Here is an 18,877-nt window from a genome sequence, read left to right on the forward strand (position 1 = left end):
GAGGTACATGTCACGTACAATTGAGGTCGATACTAAAACTTTTATTCGCTTTTGGTTTGTCATTATTGCTTTTGCAGGCCTTGGCTATTTAATTTTCAAAGCTGCTAGTGGTTTAATTATTATTTTTATTTCCGCTTTTCTAGCATTAGCTCTACGTCCACTTGCCAAACTAATTGACAAAATAGATAAAAAGAAGGAGCGCCCTAGACTCACTGCCATTATTGCTGTTCTCGTCGTCGTTCTTGGCTTCTCAACAATTGTAGCCGTCGTCGGACCAATGATTGTTTCTCAAGTTTCAATTTTTCTCGCCTCTGCTCCTCAAAAAATCTCTACCGTAATTGGCGAATTCAACCTAGATCGTATAGGTGAATATTTTGGTATTCCTGACCTACAAGCACAACTTCTTGTGGCCTTACGTAATTTTTCCAATACTTTACTCAATAATCTCAGCGGTATTGCAATTAGTAGCGTCGGCACCATCGGCACCATTCTCACCAACATCATTCTTACCATCGTTCTTACCATCCTTTTCATGCTCGAAGGTCCAACCTTAGTGGAAAATTTTTGGCGCACGATCTCATCTTCTCGCAACGCACAAGCCACTCGTGTCTGGCATCGCGTCACCTCTAAACTAAGTACCGTAGTTGCCAAATACGTCTCCGCACAAGTTTTGATTGCACTTCTAGACGGCACTATTACCGCCATTAGTGTCTTTATTCTTTGCTTAATTTTTAGCGTCTCTGGCGGCATCGCTATTCCTCTAGGACTCATCTCCTTCCTCTTCTATCTCATCCCTATGTTTGGACCAGTCATCGCCTGTATCATCAATACCGTTCTCCTTTTCGTCAACTCCCCATGGGCAGCCTTCAGCTTCTTCCTCTTTTATCTCATCTATCAACAAATTGAAAACAACATTATAGCCCCTCGAGTCCAAGGTAAAGGTCTTGGCTTACCTCCAGTTATAATTCTTATTTCCATCATTATCGGTATGTATGCTTTTGGTCTTATTGGCTGTCTAATTGCTATTCCGATTGCCGGCTGTATCAAAGTTATTATTGACGAATATGCCGCGATTAAAAAAGTAATGGACGATTAAATTCATAGACTATTTAATCCGTCTATGACATAATTATTGAGAACTAATTTAAGGAGTATATTATGGAACAAGTATTACCATTTCTTGAAGGAATTTTTATGATCGCCACCACTGAAGGAGATCAGCCACATGTTCGTCCTTTTGATGCAGCCGGCATCCTTGATGGCAAATTCTACATTGGTACTAAAAATAATAAAAAAGTTTTTGCTCAGATTAAGAACAATCCAAAGGTTGAAATCTATGCAAAACACGACACCCTAGGTGCTCTTCGCATAACTGCCGAAGCTTATCCTGTTGAAGACGAAGCATTAAACCAAGCCGCATATGAGTCCACTAAAAAGGACTACGCAGGAAACGACTGTGCTGCTCTAGAACTTAAAAATGTTCACGGTACTATCCAAAATAAACTTGGCGAAGTAATCAATGTCGAATTCTAAATCCACTGTGTCAACCACAAACGTTAGACAAACTACTCTCATCTACCTCACAGCAATCTCCGCAGGTATTCTGCTGATTTCAAACTTAGCTGCCACCAAGCTTTGGAATATGTTCGGAATTGCTGTTGATGGGGGGATTCTTTGTTTTCCAATCTCATACATTCTCGGCGACATCATTATCGAGTTTTACGGCAAAAAAGTAGCAAAATCTGTTATTTTTTCAAGCATCCTCTTAAATATTCTTGCCGCACTTGTTTTTTGGGCAGTCTGCTCGCTTCCTCCTTTTACCGGCACCGAAGAGATGCAGAACTCCATTGTTAACGTACTCGGCTTTGCACCCCGCATCATTTTAGGCTCTCTCACCGCCTATTTCTTCTCACAATTTTCTAACAACTTTATTTTCGAAAAAATTAAGAAGAAAACTGGCTCAAAACTCTTCCTTGTGCGTGCACTTGGATCATCAATCGTTGCCCATTTTCTCGATAGTCTTGTCTTTGAAACCATTGCCTTCCTTGGTGTTCTTCCACTCAATGACTTTCTTAATCAGGCACTCTTCGCCTACCTCCTCGGTCTAGGTCTCGAATTAATTCTGTCACCAATCGAACTTCTCATTGTTGCCAAAGTTCGTCCATTTTTAAAGGACGAGGAACAAACAACCAAAGAAGTCCAGAGAACAATAAAATCCTAACTGAAAGTTTTGAATAATGTTTAGCTTCCAGATTGACCATAAAATTCCTGGCACCCTCGGCCGAGCCGGCACAATTAAAACTCCACACGGAGAGATTAAAACCCCAGCCTTTATGACCGTTGGCACCCAAGGCTACGTACGATTCTTAAAACCAGAAGACCTTGTCGATATAGGTGCTCAAGCTATGCTAAGCAATGGCTATCATTTACGTCGAACTTCCTATCAAATTGCCGACGAAAAAGGACTGTCTAAATGGTCGGGCTGGTCTGGCCCCACCCTCACCGATTCTGGTGGTTTTCAAGTCATGTCACTTGGCTCCGGGCTAGGTAAGGTAGTCTCTATGGACAAAGAGCGTGGTGTAACCAATACAGCCCACAAAGAACGTCTTGCTCATGTCACCGAGGACGGAGTTCATTTTACCGATCCATTTGATGGTCAACCTGATTTTATTGGCCCCGAAGAATCCATGCAAATTCAGTGTAGAATAGGCGCCGACATTCATATGGCCTTTGATGAACTCACTTCCTTAGCCGACGATTACGATTACAATGTCGAAGCATTAGCGCGCACGGAGCGTTGGGCTAAACGAAGCCTAGATGAACATCTTAAGCTACGCGATTCTCTAGGCTACAGACAAAGTCTCTACGGCGTACTCCAGGGCGGTCGTTGGGAAGATCTTAGGCGTAGTACTGCTAAAAAACTTGGCGCCATGCCTTTTGATGGCTATGGACTCGGTGGTGCATTTCTTAAAGAAGACCTCTCCGAAATTCTTCGTTGGTGTAATGAGGAACTCCCAGAGCATAAACCTCGACATCTTTTAGGACTTTCTCATCCAGACGATATTTTAAATGGCGCCGAAATGGGAGCCGACACCTTTGACTGTGTTGCCCCTACTAGAGAAGCCAGGCACGGTAAGATTTATACCAAATACGGGGACATTAATTTACGTAAATTTAAAGGCTCAAATCTTCTACTTGATGAAGACTGTGACTGCCCTACCTGCCAAGCCGGTCACACCCGTGGTGAACTCCGTGACCTTTGGCGCTCCGGCGACGGGGAATTAAAGGCCAAGTTTTATCGCCTCGCATCCATACACAATCTGCGCTTTATTATTCGTCTCACTGAACAAATTCGTGATGCTATTCTAGAGGATCGTTTCCATCGGTTTAAGCAAGAATTCCTACGAAATTATTACGCAAAATAGAAAAACCTAAATTATTTATGCTAAAATAAGGTAGTGGATAATCAAGTCTCTTTCATTCGAAGACACCCTCTACTAAAAGACATTTTTAGCCTGATTATTTTTGTCCTCTTTGTGATTCTTGGTACCTATTTTCTTAATACTTACATCATGCGTTCATACAATGTAGTGGGCGCCTCTATGGAAAACACCCTGCATGGCAAAGATCGTCTAATCGTTAACCGTGCCGCTGTCTCACTCTCGCATTTTTTTGGTAAACCATACGTTCCAGAGCGCGGCCAAATCATTGTCTTTCTTAATGGAGATGCCAGCGGACCATTAACCTGTGGCGTCGAGGCCTCTATTCGCGACCAATACATCATTAAGCGCGTCATCGCTTTTCCGGGCGAGCGCGTTGTTGTAAAAGATGGTAAATTAACCGTTTACAATAAAGAACACCCTGAAGGCTTTAATCCTGACGAATCAACCAGAAAATCAGACCAAGATGGGCCAAAGAAATATACCGCTGGCGAAGTCGACATGACCGTGCCTGAAGACGAAATTTTCGTTGCCGGCGACAACCGCGAAGGTACTCACTCTTATGATTCTCGCTATGGCCTTGGCACTATTCCATATTGCCGCATCATCGGTCCAGTCCTATTACGTCTCTATCCTTTTGATAAAATTCGTCTATTTTAGGTTATAATATTTATATATGTCAGATTATGTTTTAATACGTAAGGGGCGCAACATTATTAGTACGGTGCTGCACGCCTTATTTAATCTTGTCCTTGGACTTGGTTCCGTTTTTATTACCTTCTCAACAGCAAGCTGGATCCCAGGCGTTTTACTCGTCATTCTTTCGAAGTGGCGCATGTTCGCAGTTCGCCCTCGCTACCTCTTCCTTAACCTCAAGTCAAACTTGGTTGACCTTATTGTTGGCTTCTCTTTCATCTTCATCACCTACTGTTCTGGCCCAACACTTCTACCTATTCATTTTATACTTGCTATTTCTTATTCCGCCTGGCTTATTGTCTTGAAGCCAATGTCTTCTGAACGTGCCTCGGCTTTGCAGTCTCTTCTCGCAGTCTTCTTAGGCACCACCGCCACTACTCTTATGACTGCTACCGCTAACTCCGTTTTCCCGGTCCTTCTTAATTTTCTTGTCGGTTTTGCTGCAGCCAGACATGTGCTCGTCCAAGGTGATGACACCGATTTCACATTCTTATCACTTATTATCGGTCTTCTTTTTACCGAAATCTCCTGGCTCTCCCAATCCTGGCTCATCGTCTATACTTATCGAGAAATCGGTTTTCTCCTTCCACAATCCGCTATTCTCCTAACCGCGCTCACTTTTCTTCTGGGCTACATTTTTAAAAATTACTCCAGTAACGAAGAATTCTCATTTTCAAAAATTGCCACCCCAGCTATCTTTTCAATTATTCTCATTGTTATTATCGTACTGTGGTTTAGTAAACCATTATTCAACGTTTAATACCGTATAAAGGAGGTAAAAATATGACCAACGAGTCTCATTCAGACGCATCAAATAATAAAACGGAAAAGACTAAGCAAGAAACTGCAGACTATAAAAACTTAATTCAGTCGACTGATCAAAATCCAACCAAAAAAACTCAAACCAACCCAGTAGTTGTATTATTAGCAGTCATCGCCCTCGCTAGTGGTCTCTATAGCTTACATCTAAATCACGCTCTTTATTCTGAACTTAATTCACATGTCCACGGCCCAAGCTCCAATGGTAATTCACTAAACTTCACCGAAGGCTCTATTGCCAGCGTGGCTAATTCCGTCTCAAAAAGTGTTGTTTCAATCATTACCAGCACCACCCAAAAATCACTTACAAGCTCCGAATCATCAGCAACTGCTGCCGGTACCGGCTTTATTCTAAGTAAAGACGGCTATATTGCTACCAACAAACATGTCGTCTCTGGCGCCAACAAAATTGGTGTCCTCCTTGATGACGGTACCGCTTTTGAAGATGTCGAACTAATTGGCACCGACCCACTCAATGATTTTGCTATTATCAAAATTAAAGATGCCAAAGATCTTACACCTATTAAATTAGGTGACTCTAAGACTATCTCAGCAGGGCAACAAGTTATTGCCATTGGTAATGCGCTTGGTGCTTACCAAAACTCCGTCACCTCCGGCATTATTTCAGGTAAAGGTCGTAGCCTCACCGCTACCGACTCTTCTCGTACCCAGATTGAAACTCTCTCCGATATGATCCAAACCGATGCCGCCATTAATGGTGGAAATTCTGGTGGGCCATTGCTTAACGCTGCTGGCGAGGTTATTGGTATTAATACCGCCTACGCTAGTCAGGGTAATAACGTTGGTTTCGCCATCCCTATTTCCAGCGTGAAGGGTATTATTAATAATGTACTAAAGGGTCAAGGTTTTGAACGCGCTGTGATCGGCGTTCGCTATGTCAATCTTACCCCCACAATTGCTAAACAGAAAAAACTAGATATTAATCATGGCGCATTAATTTCTTCTAGTAAAGGTAATAACGCCATTATTCCAGGCAGCGCTGGCGATAAGGCCGGCCTCAAAGAAAACGACATCATCACCTCTGTAAATGGCGTAGAAATCGGCGTCTCCGGCTCACTTTCTAGCTTAATTGGTGAATATTCCGTAGGTGATACTGTCACTCTTACGATTATTCGTAATGGTAAAACCGAAGATCTCGAATTAACACTCACGGCTTATAAACAATAAATTAAAAATAGACCCCTTGAGGGGTCTATTTTTAATATTCAAAACAGGTAATCAAACCTTCACTTCCAATATATTTGAATCCATAGCGCTTAGCATAACGAATAATTTTTTCGTGCTGACTCATATCAGACTCCAAGATTAAATATTTTTGGTGTAAGGTTTTTTCTTCAAACAACTTTGCCCATTTTTTACGAACCTGACGAATCAACTTATAAATGAGTTCCAGTCCATTCTTCTCAGCAAACAACGCCACCACTGGTTCATATTCAATCTCAGGAGACTGCCACTCCCATGCCCGGTCCACATAAGGCAAATTTGCCATCATAATATCTGGAGCCGGCGCGTCATCCTTTACACTTGAGAGTAAATCACCCGACGTCAAATGTAAGTTTTTAGTCTTATATTGAGCAGCGTTTACAACCGCCACTTTTAACGCCTCTTTAGAAATATCTATACCTATCACCTCTGCATTAGGACAAGCGAGTGCCGTTGAAACAGATACGCAACCAGAACCTACCCCAACTTCAAAAATCAGTACTGGCGACATAATTTCCGTTTTTAACTTAGCATATTCTTCTTTTATTACCGGATTGTCTGGCCAACTTGGCTCAATGGCGCCGAACTTCTGTTTAATCAATAAGTCAAAAGTTTCAATCTTCTTTTTTAAAATATCACTATAAAGCCGTACCGCGAGATCAACCATCACCTCAGTTTCAGGCCTAGGGATTAAGACATCTGGATTCACCTTAAATTTATGACCATAAAACCACTTCTCGCCAGTAATATAGGCGAGTGGCACGTGCTGCGTGCGCAAACTCAGCATCCGGTCTGCGGTTTGCCTCTCTTTATCCGACAAAACCGACTCCTCATGCGTCACGAGATAAGTCCGATCGGCCGCCTTAAATACATTAGTTAAAATCAATTCCGCATCAATTGGATTAACTAAAGTCTTTGCCTGCGTTAGCCATCTTTTAATCGTTAACGCCATTTAGCCCCTTACTCCGTAATACCGTTTTCGTCACGAATTGCTTGCATCTCGTATTTTTTAAGCTCCGCTAAAATATCATCGAGATCACCGTCCATTACCGCATTAATATTCGAGCGCGAATAATGAATTCGATGATCGGTCACGCGGTCTTGCGGAAAGTTATAAGTCCTAATTTTCTCAGAACGATCGCCAGTACCAATTAATGACTTTCGTGCTGCCGAAGCATTCGCCGCCTGTTCTGCGCGTTTAATGTCATTTAGGCGTGTGCGGAGCACCATCATTGCCTTCTCTTTATTCTGCCTCAATGATCGTTCGTCTTGCATTGCCACAACGAGACCGGAAGGATAGTGTGTAATTCGAATTGCAGAGTTTGTCGTATTAACCGACTGCCCACCATGCCCACCCGAGTGGTAAATATCGATCCTAAGATCTTTTTCGTCAATCTCGATTTCTGATTCTTTAACTTCCGGTAGAGCGACGACAGTAGCTGTTGAGGTATGGATTCGCCCTTGAGATTCGGTTACCGGCACACGTTGTACTCGATGCACACCACCCTCAAATTTAAGACTGCCAAACGGCCTTTCGCCAGAAATCTTTACTACTACTTCCTTAATTCCACCCGCCTCATTGGCGTTTTCAGACATCAATTCAGTCTTTAAGCCATGTTTTTCCGCATAGCGCAAATACATACGATAGAGCTCGGCTGCAAATAGGGAAGCCTCATCACCACCAGCCCCAGCTCGAATTTCCATGATCACAGGCTTATCATCATCAGGGTCCCTAGGAATTAATTTTTCTTCAAGACTAGCGGTCAAATTCTCAATCTTCGCCTGGTTCTCATCAATATCGAGTTTCGCCATCTCAGAAAGTTCCACATCACTTAATAGCTCCTCAGCATCTTTAATATGAGCTTCACACTGCTTAATTTCTTTATCAATATTTATAATTTCATTAATTTCAGATAAACGTTTTGATTTAGAAGCAAAATCCTCGCTCATATAAGCATTCGGATCAGCCAAAAAAACTGTAATCTTTTCAGCTTCTTCAATCAAACTTTTTATCTTTTCTTGCATATTTTATTTTGGTGGGGTTTAATTAACCAGGTTTTACTCGCGTATAAAGAGGACATCGAGGAGAAACTCTAACACCGCATATACGAAGAGTAGCTGGCTGCCCCCAATAGCGATATTATACCATAAAAATTGCTATCGTGTTGTCGTTTAGACGTTTTGACGTTTATATGTTATAACAAATGTATGAACAAAAAGATTGGCGAAGCAATTAGTAACTATGGCGTTAAAAATGTTAAGCTAATAGTTCCAGATGAAGTTATCCTTAAAAAATACTCTGACACTATTAGTTCATGCCTCTCCCAAAACGATATGCTCAGAAAAGAAAACACAAGACTCATCTCTCTCCGCGACTGGTTACTACCAATGCTAATGAATGTACGAGTAAAAATTGCAGAGGACTCGCAATGAAAGTTTTAGTAATATCTACAAAGTGCAACAAAGTCAATATCTCTAATCTTAAAGTCGACATCGTCTCTTGGTGTGACAATGAGTTGGGTTTAATAAATCTGCGCGATTATGATGGTATAGTGTTCGATATGTCGGACTACTATCTAAATTCATACAACGTTAGTTCAATGCGCGGAGTTTTCGAGCATCATTCTATATCTCCAGACATTATCTACGATGTTCTCAAAAAGCCTGAAACTTTCATTATAGTAGTTGGAAACCCAAATACTACAGTAAAACAAGAGAGTATTTTGAATTTAATTGGCTTCTCTGTTTCTTCTGAAATAAGGAATGGCAACACTGTAACGCGCGAGAAAACAGGCGACCGAACTTTTCTGAAATATTTGGAAAAAGTAAAAAGCTATTCATATTTCTTGGGTGAGAATATTACTATATCGAGCCATGTTCAACTAAAATGGTGTTCCGGTGTAGGTGGCTATGAGATGGCAGGTACGCTTATTCCTCTACTGAAAAATCGCGCCGACAAAATTTTAGCGGCAAAACTCGAGCCTTTTACAAAAATGCCATCTCCCTATTTATATCACAAAGATAATACCGTTCCATCTTTTGGAGATATCTATTTGCTTCCGCCAATCTATGGGATGGATCAAAATGATATGGTGTCGGAAATTCTAGAATTATACTTAGGCAACGAAAAACCAGAGCCTGAGTGGGTGAAAAATATTAAGGTGCCTAGTCAGGAAGACATCGACGATAGACTTGAACAGATCGGTTCCAAGATAGCCGACCTTACAAATGAGAAAAATGTTCTAATTCAAGAGCTAGAAAACGAACGCCAGCCAATAGAAATACTTTGGAAAAGCGATAAGCCACTAGAAAAGAGCATCGAAAGAGTCTTGAAATCTATGGGTGCATCTATTGAAAACGATGACGAGAATAACACCGAGAATGCCGCAGACTGTAGCTTTTCTTACGGTAGCGCGCATTTTGCTGTCGAGATTAAAAGCACTTCTAAGCAGATGGTAGACAAGAATGGCCTTAGACAAGTTAGAGACTGGGTAGAAGATTTATCTGACGTTGGCAAAGAGTATAAAGGGTTATTCATCGTATCTAACGAGATTGGTAAAAAGCCCGACGAAAGGTCCGACAACTATCTACCAGAAAATTTAATTAAATATGCCACCTCGCAGGAGATTGCAGTTATCTCGGTTAAAACACTCTTTGAAGCGTATCTTAAGTCAAAGAATGACAATAAATACGCAGGTATTTTTTTCGGAAAACTCCATGAAAAAAGCGGAATTATAAAGTTAGAAATCGACGAATAGTTGACTTCAATAAATCCGCTTTGTTTCATCATTGCCAAAGATTAGCTCTTGACATTTAGGGCAATAGCCGCTCTTGATAAACTTGCGCTCACACCTATTCAGGGTGGTGAGCCAGTTTTGCATGTAGTCACTTTTAATTAGATATTTTCTAAGGACAAACAATTCTTCATCCATCAGAGGTAGGTACGATTCTTTGCCAAATATTTCGCAAGTATTGATAGATTCGTTTCCCCTCGATAATCACCATACCTAATCCATTATTCGCAGATAGCACTGCAAATCTTCTCCTTCCCAGTTGTCAAGTACGCAATCGTGATACTCTGCCCAAAGGTCAAAATAAAGCTTACTCAAGATGTTATTTTGCCCATGATAATACCAACACTTATGGTTGAACACCATCGAAAGCTCGTACTATATACGCGATCGGCGCCCCCATTCTTATCTAGTCCTCTCATAAGTGTCCTTAACTGCTTCAAGTCCGAATTTGTTAGCAATAGTGAAGTCTTACCAAAATGTCGTCTGAAATTCGTAATATAGAGTCGCACCTAAACCGTCTCACAACAATTAGAAGTTTTAGTCCATAAGTGTTTGACTATTTCACCGTCAGTCCAGAGTTGACACTCTAGTCTAGCAAGGTAATTAAACCCGTCTTCAAGATTTGAAAACTGCAAATCATCAATAATCTCAAAATGGCACTCACTGTCAGTATCGAGGTATTTCATAATGGTGATGGTTTTTTGGTTTTCATAATTAAACAAAAATTTGCAGCTAACTATGAAAAATATAAAGCATTTTTTCACAAAATGTCCAGAGCGTATCTTAAGCGATTTTTAGATGGTTTTATTGCAAAGCTACACAAATTTCTTAACTTGCAATACAATACGTCTCCAGTCGTTATTTAAGAGTCTTTGCGAACATGATTTTATCTAGGGATATGGTGTAACATATAGTCGAGCTAATAAACTCAAACATATCGGTATCACTGATGATAAAATCGTTGAGTTTAAAAATCTTGACGATATAGACGCAATTGCCTGTATAGAGGACATTGCTTTTTGCCTGAACGACTTTATGTGTTCTCATATGGGAAAATACAATATTTATACTATTGATTCTACTAGATAGCTAGACAATTCATCCGCTTCTATATGAATATTCTATGCAAATGCTAAAGAAAACCCCTGAGCAAGAAATTGAAGAACGCTACGACCGAGCCGAAATGCAACATACTAGTCTAAAAGAATGCGAAAAAAAAGAAGCAGATTACTAGATATGAACCTTAGAGGAATGGTATATGATGACTTATTTGAAACAAAAGACCGCCAACTACGAAAACGTATAGAAAAATTAAGCAGGTAAGCAAAGACGCGCAGGAGCACAACAAGAAATGGTACGAAGTAATAGGCAAAACGCTTAAAACCCTTAGAAGCCCTAAAGAGAAAATGCAAGCAGCCGAAACGGCAGGTAAACGCCGAGTAATACTGCAAGCCATCGGACCCATAGCGAAGCTAATAGAAAACAAAGTCGATATATATAAAAAAATGGAAGAGGTTTTAACTAGGAAATTTATAGAGGTCAAGCCGTATCTGTGACTCGAAAAATTGGAAAAACCGGCTAAAAAATAACCACAGAAATTTGCAAGGGACTTAACCGAGATTTACAGGGAGAAAACGACTGAAAAAGGGCTTTATATTCGGAATGGTGGGTCTTACTGGGCTCGAACCAGTGACCTTACGAATGTGAATCGTACGCTCTAGCCAACTGAGCTAAAGACCCGTATAACTATTATAACAGGGAATAGACAAAAAAATAAAGATGGTTTTTCCATCTTTATTTTATCTAGATTATTCTTCCTTAGCGGCTTTCTTTTCGGCTTCTTTTTCAGCTTTTTTAGCCTTATTTGAAAGAGCAGCCTTGCGCTCTTCAGCTTTCTTAGCACGAGCCTTGAAGCGATCAACGCGACCCTCGGTATCGATAATCTTCTCTTCGCCAGTGAAGAATGGGTGTGAAGCTGAGGAAATCTGTACCTTTACTAATGGATATTCATTTCCGTCAGTCCATTTAACCGTTTCGTCGCTTTTTGCAGTTGATTTGGTTAGAAAAGAGAAATTCGCTGCCTCATCTGAAAAAACTACAAAACGATAATCTTTTGGATGTAATTCTTTTTTACTCATAATTACCCAAAATAATATCAGATTATCCTTAAATTGTAAAGTTATTAAAAAGGCTAGTCAGTTTTTATACAAAAGAAAACCCCCGGATATAATCCGAGGGTAAGTAATGTACATGAATTGATTAGGAGAGGTGATCAAAAGAGAGACTTTACGTCTTTTACTTCTGTATATAAAATCGCCTCCCTTGTGCGCCAGCCGATACCGTCACAATATCTTTGAGCAACCTTGGCATAGGTTGCACCAGACACAGTAATGGACTTAAGGTCCTCACTGTATTCTGTTTCTCCATCAGTATCGATGATGAGATTGTGACTCCAAAAGTCACTCACAGGATTAGAAGACCTGTAAGTAATATTTGGGTTCTGTCGACGTATGGCCTGTATGCCATTTTCCTTCAGCCACTTTGTAAAATTATCTGACCTGAAGTAGGCATACCTGGAGGTGATATTACCTCCAGCTAGACCTAAAGTGCCATCCTGCAACTTAAACTCACGGTGGCACACCGCCGGGCCGTAAGAGTAAACCCTCTCGGCGTGGCAGATTATTCTGCCAGGTCGGCCATTACGGCCTTCCTTGATTTCGACATCCCAGCCGTTGCCGGAATATATCTTTCCATCCTCAGAAAGAGAATGAAAATATCTATCAGAATAATCAATAATCTGTCCGCTCTTTATAACCAAAGTAGTTGTTGCCATAAGTATCTCCTTTCGCGTATATTGCCCGCCGGCTTATATATCCAATGGACACCACGTCCAATGGTCAAACATCCGCTCGGATTCTCCCCCAAACGGTATAAGATAACACGAAAAATATCTTGTCATCTTATACCGCTTAGGAGTACGCAGAAAAGTCACTGCTCAACTCAAATTTTTAATCAAACTACCTATAGGTAGTCACTATAAGCTCTTCGTGTTTCACTTCAAGCTTATGTTTAAATTATATCATATATTTGATATAATGTCAATAAGGTTATACTAAACTCTTGACGCTTATTGTCTTTACCTCTATACAAAACACCAAAATATAGTATAATAAAGGTATTAATAATTTTAATGAAACAACTTCGCGCGTTTTCCTGAAACAAAAGCGAAGTGAAGGGAAAGGAAAACATGTCTATTAAGATCGACATGAAAGAGCTCCTCGAAGCTGGAGCACACTTTGGTCACAAGACCTCACGTTGGCACCCAAAAATGGCTGAATATATCCACAGCAAGCGCCAAGACACTCACATTATTAACCTTGAGAAGACCGTCGAGGGTATCGAACGCGCTCTTCCTATCGTTGAGAAAGTTGCCAAAGAAGGCAAGAAAATTCTCTTCGTCGGCACCAAAAAGCAACTAAAATCCATCGTTAAAGAAATTGCCGAGTCTATTGATATGCCATACGTCACCGAGCGTTGGGTTGGTGGTACTCTTACCAACGTCGAAACCGTCAATCGTCAAATCAAGAAGCTCAAAGACCTTGAGCGTCGCATGCAGTCTGGCGAACTTGAAGCTCGCTACTCCAAATTAGAAGTACAGCGCTTCCAGGAAGAAATCGAAGTCCTCAATACTCGTTACGGCGGTATTAAAGAAATGACTGATCAGCCAAGTCTTATCATCGTTACCGATGCTTGCGAAGACAAGAATGCAATCAAAGAAGCTAAAACCCTTAAGATTCCAGTCATTGCTATCTGCGACACCAATATCGACCCAACCGACATCGACTTTATTATTCCAGCCAATGATGATTCCACTAAGACCGAAAAATTAATTCTCGGCTACTTCGTTGAAGCTATCAAACAAGCAAAACAATAAATAAAAGGAGTATAAAATGGCAGAAATTACCATTGATGCAATCAAAAAACTCAAAGAATTATCTGGCGTTGGTCTAACTGATGCTAAAAAAGCTCTTGTCGAAGCCGACGGCGACTTTGACAAAGCCCTTAAAGCTATGCGCGAAAAAGGCCTTACAAAAGCCGAAAAACGCGGCGACCGCGAAACTCGTGAAGGCATCGTTTCTTCTTACATTCATGACAACCGTCTTGGCGCCATCGTCGAAGTTAACTGCGAAACTAGCTTCGTTGCTAATACCGACGAATTTAAAGAGCTTGCTCATAAAATAGCCATGCAGATTGCTTCTATGAATCCACTTTACGTTTCCGAAGCTGACATCCCAGAAGCTGCCTACAACGAAAAAGCTGCTGAATTCGAAGCAAACTTCAAGGGCCCAGAAAACATGAAGGATCAGATCATTGAAGGTCAAATCAAGAAAGCTTTTGCTGATAAGGTTCTTATGCTTCAGCCATACATCCTTGATGATTCAAAAACTGTTGCTGAATTCATTAAAGAGATGATCGCTAAGACTGGTGAAAATATCACCATTCGTCAGTTCAAACGTATCGAGCTTGGCGTAAACGAATAGTCAACTCTAAAAAATAAACCCTACGGGGTTTATTTTTTTATCTTCCACCCGAGTTATGGTAATATATTACTTATGAATATATTTTTTGGGATTTTGATTGGATTTATCGTATTAACTACTCTTGTTGTCCTTCATGAACTAGGACATTTTCTCACTGCCAAGAAAAATGGCGTTAAAGTCAACGAGTTCGGCATTGGTTTTCCTCCACGCGCCATTGCCTGGATTCATATTCCAGCCAGCCAGGTTGAAAATTACCTCGAAAATCTCTCAGAGGAAGGTAAAAAGCAGATAAATCAAGCTAAATTACAAAAAAGACTGGCAAAAATTAAGAACGCCAAAACTAGTGATAAAGAAAGATACTATTGGCTCCCATTTCCAAAAGCTGAATATCAAACTCCTCAAAAATACTTAATTTTTAGTCTTAACTATCTCCCAATCGGTGGCTTTTGCGCCATGGACGGCGAATCTGCAGCCGACACTAAGAAGGGAACCTTTGGCGCCACTAATTTTTGGCAAAAAACACAAATTCTCTTCGGCGGTGTGGTCATGAACTGGCTAACAGCTATCATTATCTTCACTATTCTAGCCTGGACTGGTATGCCGGAATTTCTACCTAATCAATTCTCAATTCAAAGCGACGCAAAAAGAACTACTCAGCCTGTCATCATCTCAAAAGTCCTTGAAAATTCTCCCGCCGAAAAAGCTGGCATTAAGAAAAATTCCCGGATCCTTAGTATGTCCGAACAAAACAGCGATCAGAAAATTCAACCAGCCAACTCTCAATCGGTAATAGAGTTTAATAACTCCCACAAAAACCAAACCGTTATTTACCACTTAAAGAATCTTGATTCCGAGCAAGAATATACTGCCACTGCAAATCTCGGCTCCGGCGAAAATAATCAGCCAGCCCTCGGCATTGCCTTAGAACCCAATTTTACAGAAGCCAAAACCCGCTACACTTGGTCGGCCCCCCTTGTTGGTATTGGTACCACTACACAAATCACCACCAAAACCTTCGAAGGCTTTGGTGAACTTGTCAAGAATATCTTCCAAGGAGTCATCAGGCAATTTAGTGGTAACAACCAAACCAAAGAAGAGGGAAAAAAGCAAATCAGTAAAGTTGGAGATTCAGTTTCCGGGCCTGTTGGCATTATCGGCGTACTCTTTCCAGCCTTCACAAGTGCCGGTCCAACCAATCTCGCCTTCTTAGCCGCCGTGATTTCCATCTCTCTTGCCTGTATGAATGTCCTTCCAATTCCAGCTCTCGATGGTGGTCGTTGGTTTTTAATTGGACTCTTCAAGTTGCGTGGTAAAAAGCTTAAAAAACAGACTGAGGAAAAAATCGTCGGGCGCGCTTTCTTAGCCTTAATTGCACTTAGTCTTTTAATTACCATTCTTGATATTATTAAAATTGCCAAATAGGAGTCCTATGCAATCATCTATTTCACTAAAGCCTCGAAAAGAAAAAGGATTGCAGCGTTTTTTCAACCAAATCAAAAATCTACCCCTAATCATCTATTATCTCGCCTCCACTTTTTCGATTTCTTTTCTTGGCGAAATCGTTGTCGGCTACACAATAATTTACACGCTGGGTTACGACGCCTTTAAAACCCCTGTCATCACCACCCTTTACACAGCACTTGCCTACATTCTAGCTTTTATTATCTTAGCTCTTCTTCCTTCTTTAATATTAAAAAACCACGATCCAAAGAAAAAATTAAACTGGGTTCAAAAATTAATTAATCTATGGAAAACTGATAAAAAAACTCTCGGCCTCATCGATCTCCCCACCTCTCTCGATATCTTACTCAGTCTTCTTTCTTTCTTTCTCTACATTATCGTCTCCGGCTTAATTCTAGATTTATTCAAAAACCTCCCCTGGTTTCAAGTTAATCAAGTCCAAGATGTTGGTTTTTCTCGTTATCTGGTCGGTTTTGATCGCATTTTTGCCTTCATCTCACTTGTTATTCTCGCCCCTATCTTTGAAGAACTTATCTTCCGCGGTTGGCTCTATGGCAAAATCCGCAAAAAAGTTAGCCTTGTCCCGGCCATCTTAATTGTTTCTATTCTTTTTGGCGTCATGCATGGTCAGTGGAATGTTGGAGTAAACGTTTTTGCTCTCAGCCTATTTCTCTGCGGACTCCGTGAATTCACCGGCACTATTTACGCCAGTATTCTCTTACATATGATAAAAAATGGTCTTGCCTTTTATTTTATGTATATTCTAGGCTTCTAGTTCTTTAAAAATATCTTCTTCTAATAAAAAATAACGCCCTCTGCGTTATTTTTTTAAAGAATTAGGAGATAGCTAGGATTTCGCCCTCATTACCATTTGGTAATGTATATTTATCACCAACTTTTTTACCCATTAAGGCTTTACCAATTGGTGAAATATCCGAGATCCTACCGTTGAGCGGATCAGCTTCCACTTCACCGACCACAGTATACTCATGTTCTTTGCCTAAAATTTTGATTTTTACTTTTGCTCCCACAGCTACTTTTTCAAAGCTTCCAGCCTCAATAATTTTGGCACTCTTTAAAATATCTTCAATTTCCAAAATCCTTGTCTCGATCTGTCGCTGTTCGTCGCGAGCGTCTGTATACTCTTGATTTTCTTTTAAGTCACCAAACGACCTCGCATAAGCTAAGCGATCGGCAACCACAGGACGTTCGGCAATTAATCTCTTTAGCTCTTTTTCAAGCTCTGCCTTACCGTCTTTAGTCAAGTTTACTATTTTTTTCATGCTTAATAAAATACACGTAAGTATTATAAAAGTCAAGCTCTATGCTATAATCAACCCATTGATATTTAAGAGAAAGGTGAGAAAAATGAAATTAAGTCAATCTTTTATCAAAACCTTCCGCGAAGTAGGAAAGGAAGAGACTGCCCGCAACGCTCAGTTGCTGATTCGCGCAGGTTATATTCATAAAGAAATGGCAGGAGTTTACGATTTTCTCCCCTTGGGTCTCATTACCTTAAATAAAATTCAAAATATTATTCGTGAAGAATTAAACAGTTTGGGCTGTCAAGAATTTCAAATGACCGCCTTGCAAAACCCTGAACCATGGGTTAAAACAAAGCGTTGGAGTGATCAAGTCATTGACGTCTGGTTTAAAACCAAACTTAACGCCGGAGGGGAATTAGGTCTTGCTCCAACTCACGAAGAACCGATTACCAATCTGATGACTAAGTTCATTTCATCCTATAAGGATCTTCCGGTCTACGTCTACCAGTTCCAAACAAAGTATCGAAACGAGTTACGCGCTAAATCTGGTATCTTACGTACCCGCGAGTTTCTCATGAAAGATCTCTACAGTTTTAGCGTTGATGAAACTGAACATCAGAAATTTTATGACCAAGTCGACCAAGCCTATATGAGGATCTATACACGACTTGGACTCGGTGACTGCACCTACAAAACCTACGCCTCCGGCGGCGCCTTTGCTAAATATAGCCATGAATATCAGACCGTTCTCCCAGTCGGTGAAGATACTATTTATCTCAATCAGGACAAAACTCTTGCCATTAACGAAGAGGTTATGAATGACGAAGTTTTAAATGATCTAGGCGTTAAACGCGAAGATCTTACTGCCACCACTGCAGCAGAGGTTGGAAATATTTTCACCTTACGCTATAAATTCTCCGAGCCTATCAATCTAAAGTTTGACGACCAAGACGGTATCAAGAAGACCGTTTTTATGGGAAGCTACGGCATCGGTGTTTCACGTGTCATGGGCGTAATTGCTGAAAAATTTGCTGATGACAAAGGTCTAGTCTGGCCAGAAAATATTGCACCTTTCAAATACTATTTAATTGGTATTGGTGATCAAGGAGAAGATTTTACTAATATCCTTCATAAAGAATACTCTAGCAGTATCCTTCTCGACGACCGCAAGCTCCGTCCAGGTGAAAAATTTGCTGACGCAGAGCTTATGGGTATTCCTTATCGCGTTGTAGTCTCAAATAAAACGCTTGAAAATAACTCAGTTGAAATCACTAATCGCAGAACCAGTGAAACTAAAATTCTCTCCATAGAAGAATTTAAGCAGCTGCTACGAGATTAGTCTCCCCTGTGATATTATAGAAATAAGAAAAATAAAGGAAAATTATGTTTGATCATATTGAATATCAACAAGCCATGGAAGCCATCATCGAGCGTTTTAAGTCAGAAATGCAAAAAGTTCGCACCGGACGCGCCCACCCAGACATGCTAGGTAGTATTAAGGTTGAAGCCTACGGTCAATATATGCCACTAAATCAGGTGGCCAATGTCACCGCTGGTGATGCCACGATGCTCCTTATTACACAGTTTGATCCATCAACTATTCAGGCCATTGCCTCAGCCATTCGTGCTGACCAGAC

General features: G+C 40.7%; 19 protein-coding genes and 1 tRNA gene. 14 read left to right on the forward strand and 6 right to left on the reverse strand.

Annotated features, from left to right (window positions below; genetic code table 11):
* The 7 genes from G3KMM_RS01515 to G3KMM_RS01545 all read left to right on the forward strand — a co-directional run.
* Positions 1-1,096, forward strand: a 1,096-nt coding sequence (locus G3KMM_RS01515) for an AI-2E family transporter (protein WP_206660637.1), incomplete at its 5' end; no start/stop codon positions are given.
* A 62-nt stretch (positions 1,097-1,158) separates the two neighbouring features.
* Positions 1,159-1,533, forward strand: a complete 375-nt coding sequence (locus tag G3KMM_RS01520) for a pyridoxamine 5'-phosphate oxidase family protein (RefSeq protein ID WP_129604592.1) — start codon at positions 1,159-1,161, stop codon at positions 1,531-1,533.
* Complete coding sequence (locus tag G3KMM_RS01525) at positions 1,520-2,221, forward strand: queuosine precursor transporter (protein ID WP_129604594.1); 702 nt, start codon at positions 1,520-1,522, stop codon at positions 2,219-2,221. The genes G3KMM_RS01520 and G3KMM_RS01525 overlap by 14 nt, the downstream gene beginning before the upstream one ends.
* A 16-nt stretch (positions 2,222-2,237) precedes the next feature.
* Positions 2,238-3,425, forward strand: a complete 1,188-nt coding sequence (gene tgt / locus G3KMM_RS01530) for a tRNA guanosine(34) transglycosylase Tgt (protein WP_129604597.1) — start codon at positions 2,238-2,240, stop codon at positions 3,423-3,425.
* A 33-nt stretch (positions 3,426-3,458) separates the two neighbouring features.
* Positions 3,459-4,100, forward strand: a complete 642-nt coding sequence (gene lepB / locus G3KMM_RS01535) for a signal peptidase I (RefSeq protein ID WP_129604599.1) — start codon at positions 3,459-3,461, stop codon at positions 4,098-4,100.
* 16 nt (positions 4,101-4,116) lie between these two features.
* A complete protein-coding gene (locus G3KMM_RS01540; protein WP_129604602.1) occupies positions 4,117-4,896 on the forward strand; it encodes a hypothetical protein in 780 nt (259 codons plus the stop codon).
* A 23-nt stretch (positions 4,897-4,919) separates the two neighbouring features.
* Positions 4,920-6,143 carry a S1C family serine protease gene (locus tag G3KMM_RS01545; protein WP_129604604.1) on the forward strand — a complete coding sequence of 408 codons (1,224 nt, stop codon included), beginning with the start codon at positions 4,920-4,922 and terminating at the stop codon, positions 6,141-6,143.
* 31 nt (positions 6,144-6,174) lie between these two features.
* Here G3KMM_RS01545 and G3KMM_RS01550 read toward each other — a convergent pair whose 3' ends face one another.
* On the reverse strand, positions 6,175-7,131 hold the full coding sequence (locus G3KMM_RS01550; RefSeq protein ID WP_129604606.1) for a N5-glutamine methyltransferase family protein: 957 nt from the start codon (positions 7,129-7,131) through the stop codon (positions 6,175-6,177).
* 8 nt (positions 7,132-7,139) lie between these two features.
* Complete coding sequence (gene prfA, locus G3KMM_RS01555) at positions 7,140-8,204, reverse strand: peptide chain release factor 1 (protein ID WP_129604609.1); 1,065 nt, start codon at positions 8,202-8,204, stop codon at positions 7,140-7,142.
* A 404-nt stretch (positions 8,205-8,608) separates the two neighbouring features.
* Here prfA and G3KMM_RS01560 point away from each other — a divergent pair, with 404 nt between their 5' ends.
* A complete protein-coding gene (locus G3KMM_RS01560; RefSeq protein ID WP_129604612.1) occupies positions 8,609-9,937 on the forward strand; it encodes a hypothetical protein in 1,329 nt (442 codons plus the stop codon).
* A 1,699-nt stretch (positions 9,938-11,636) separates the two neighbouring features.
* On the opposite strand, the gene G3KMM_RS01565 is transcribed toward G3KMM_RS01560, so the two are convergent.
* The 3 genes from G3KMM_RS01565 to G3KMM_RS01575 all read right to left on the reverse strand — a co-directional run bounded on the left by G3KMM_RS01565 (position 11,637) and on the right by G3KMM_RS01575 (position 12,806).
* Positions 11,637-11,713 (reverse strand) — tRNA-Val (locus tag G3KMM_RS01565).
* A gap of 68 nt (positions 11,714-11,781) precedes the next feature.
* Positions 11,782-12,111, reverse strand: coding sequence for a type B 50S ribosomal protein L31 (locus G3KMM_RS01570; RefSeq protein WP_129604614.1), 330 nt, complete (start codon positions 12,109-12,111; stop codon positions 11,782-11,784).
* 134 nt (positions 12,112-12,245) lie between these two features.
* The gene (locus G3KMM_RS01575; protein ID WP_129604616.1) at positions 12,246-12,806 is read right to left on the reverse strand and encodes a hypothetical protein; all 561 of its coding nucleotides are present in this window, start codon (positions 12,804-12,806) and stop codon (positions 12,246-12,248) included.
* Positions 12,807-13,220: 414 nt separating this feature from the next.
* Here G3KMM_RS01575 and rpsB point away from each other — a divergent pair, with 414 nt between their 5' ends.
* From rpsB to G3KMM_RS01595, 4 genes are all read left to right on the forward strand, one after another.
* Positions 13,221-13,907: a 30S ribosomal protein S2 gene (gene rpsB, locus G3KMM_RS01580; protein ID WP_129604619.1), complete on the forward strand. Its 687-nt coding sequence runs from the start codon at positions 13,221-13,223 to the stop codon at positions 13,905-13,907.
* A 16-nt stretch (positions 13,908-13,923) separates the two neighbouring features.
* Complete coding sequence (gene tsf / locus G3KMM_RS01585) at positions 13,924-14,514, forward strand: elongation factor Ts (protein WP_129604623.1); 591 nt, start codon at positions 13,924-13,926, stop codon at positions 14,512-14,514.
* A 72-nt stretch (positions 14,515-14,586) separates the two neighbouring features.
* Positions 14,587-15,936 (forward strand): M50 family metallopeptidase, encoded by a 1,350-nt coding sequence (locus tag G3KMM_RS01590; protein ID WP_129604625.1) that lies wholly within the window; start codon positions 14,587-14,589, stop codon positions 15,934-15,936.
* Between the two features lie 7 nt (positions 15,937-15,943).
* Positions 15,944-16,750: a CPBP family intramembrane glutamic endopeptidase gene (locus tag G3KMM_RS01595; protein ID WP_129604628.1), complete on the forward strand. Its 807-nt coding sequence runs from the start codon at positions 15,944-15,946 to the stop codon at positions 16,748-16,750.
* A gap of 61 nt (positions 16,751-16,811) precedes the next feature.
* Here the strand turns inward: G3KMM_RS01595 and greA are convergent, their stop codons facing one another.
* Positions 16,812-17,258, reverse strand: a complete 447-nt coding sequence (gene greA, locus G3KMM_RS01600; RefSeq protein WP_129604635.1) for a transcription elongation factor GreA — start codon at positions 17,256-17,258, stop codon at positions 16,812-16,814.
* A gap of 85 nt (positions 17,259-17,343) precedes the next feature.
* Here greA and G3KMM_RS01605 point away from each other — a divergent pair, with 85 nt between their 5' ends.
* Positions 17,344-18,579, forward strand: a complete 1,236-nt coding sequence (locus G3KMM_RS01605; protein ID WP_129604641.1) for an aminoacyl--tRNA ligase-related protein — start codon at positions 17,344-17,346, stop codon at positions 18,577-18,579.
* 44 nt (positions 18,580-18,623) lie between these two features.
* Positions 18,624-18,877, forward strand: a 254-nt coding sequence (locus G3KMM_RS01610) for a ribosome recycling factor (protein ID WP_129604646.1), incomplete at its 3' end; no start/stop codon positions are given.

It is taken from the genome of Candidatus Nanosyncoccus nanoralicus (assembly GCF_004138405.1).
GTDB lineage: Bacteria > Patescibacteriota > Saccharimonadia > Saccharimonadales > Saccharimonadaceae > Nanosyncoccus > Nanosyncoccus nanoralicus.

Excerpts from the sequence above, each read along its gene's own strand:
- prfA (WP_129604609.1), bottom strand. The coding sequence starts at position 8,204 with ATGCAAGAAAAGATAAAAAGTTTGATTGAAGAAGCTGAAAAGATTACA.
- G3KMM_RS01570 (WP_129604614.1), bottom strand. The coding sequence starts at position 12,111 with ATGAGTAAAAAAGAATTACATCCAAAAGATTATCGTTTTGTAGTTTTT.
- G3KMM_RS01550 (WP_129604606.1), bottom strand. The coding sequence starts at position 7,131 with ATGGCGTTAACGATTAAAAGATGGCTAACGCAGGCAAAGACTTTAGTT.
- G3KMM_RS01590 (WP_129604625.1), top strand. The coding sequence starts at position 14,587 with ATGAATATATTTTTTGGGATTTTGATTGGATTTATCGTATTAACTACT.
- G3KMM_RS01595 (WP_129604628.1), top strand. The coding sequence starts at position 15,944 with ATGCAATCATCTATTTCACTAAAGCCTCGAAAAGAAAAAGGATTGCAG.
- tgt (WP_129604597.1), top strand. The coding sequence starts at position 2,238 with ATGTTTAGCTTCCAGATTGACCATAAAATTCCTGGCACCCTCGGCCGA.
- G3KMM_RS01560 (WP_129604612.1), top strand. The coding sequence starts at position 8,609 with ATGAAAGTTTTAGTAATATCTACAAAGTGCAACAAAGTCAATATCTCT.
- greA (WP_129604635.1), bottom strand. The coding sequence starts at position 17,258 with ATGAAAAAAATAGTAAACTTGACTAAAGACGGTAAGGCAGAGCTTGAA.
- G3KMM_RS01545 (WP_129604604.1), top strand. The coding sequence starts at position 4,920 with ATGACCAACGAGTCTCATTCAGACGCATCAAATAATAAAACGGAAAAG.
- rpsB (WP_129604619.1), top strand. The coding sequence starts at position 13,221 with ATGTCTATTAAGATCGACATGAAAGAGCTCCTCGAAGCTGGAGCACAC.
- G3KMM_RS01605 (WP_129604641.1), top strand. The coding sequence starts at position 17,344 with ATGAAATTAAGTCAATCTTTTATCAAAACCTTCCGCGAAGTAGGAAAG.
- tsf (WP_129604623.1), top strand. The coding sequence starts at position 13,924 with ATGGCAGAAATTACCATTGATGCAATCAAAAAACTCAAAGAATTATCT.
- G3KMM_RS01525 (WP_129604594.1), top strand. The coding sequence starts at position 1,520 with ATGTCGAATTCTAAATCCACTGTGTCAACCACAAACGTTAGACAAACT.
- G3KMM_RS01520 (WP_129604592.1), top strand. The coding sequence starts at position 1,159 with ATGGAACAAGTATTACCATTTCTTGAAGGAATTTTTATGATCGCCACC.
- G3KMM_RS01575 (WP_129604616.1), bottom strand. The coding sequence starts at position 12,806 with ATGGCAACAACTACTTTGGTTATAAAGAGCGGACAGATTATTGATTAT.
- G3KMM_RS01540 (WP_129604602.1), top strand. The coding sequence starts at position 4,117 with ATGTCAGATTATGTTTTAATACGTAAGGGGCGCAACATTATTAGTACG.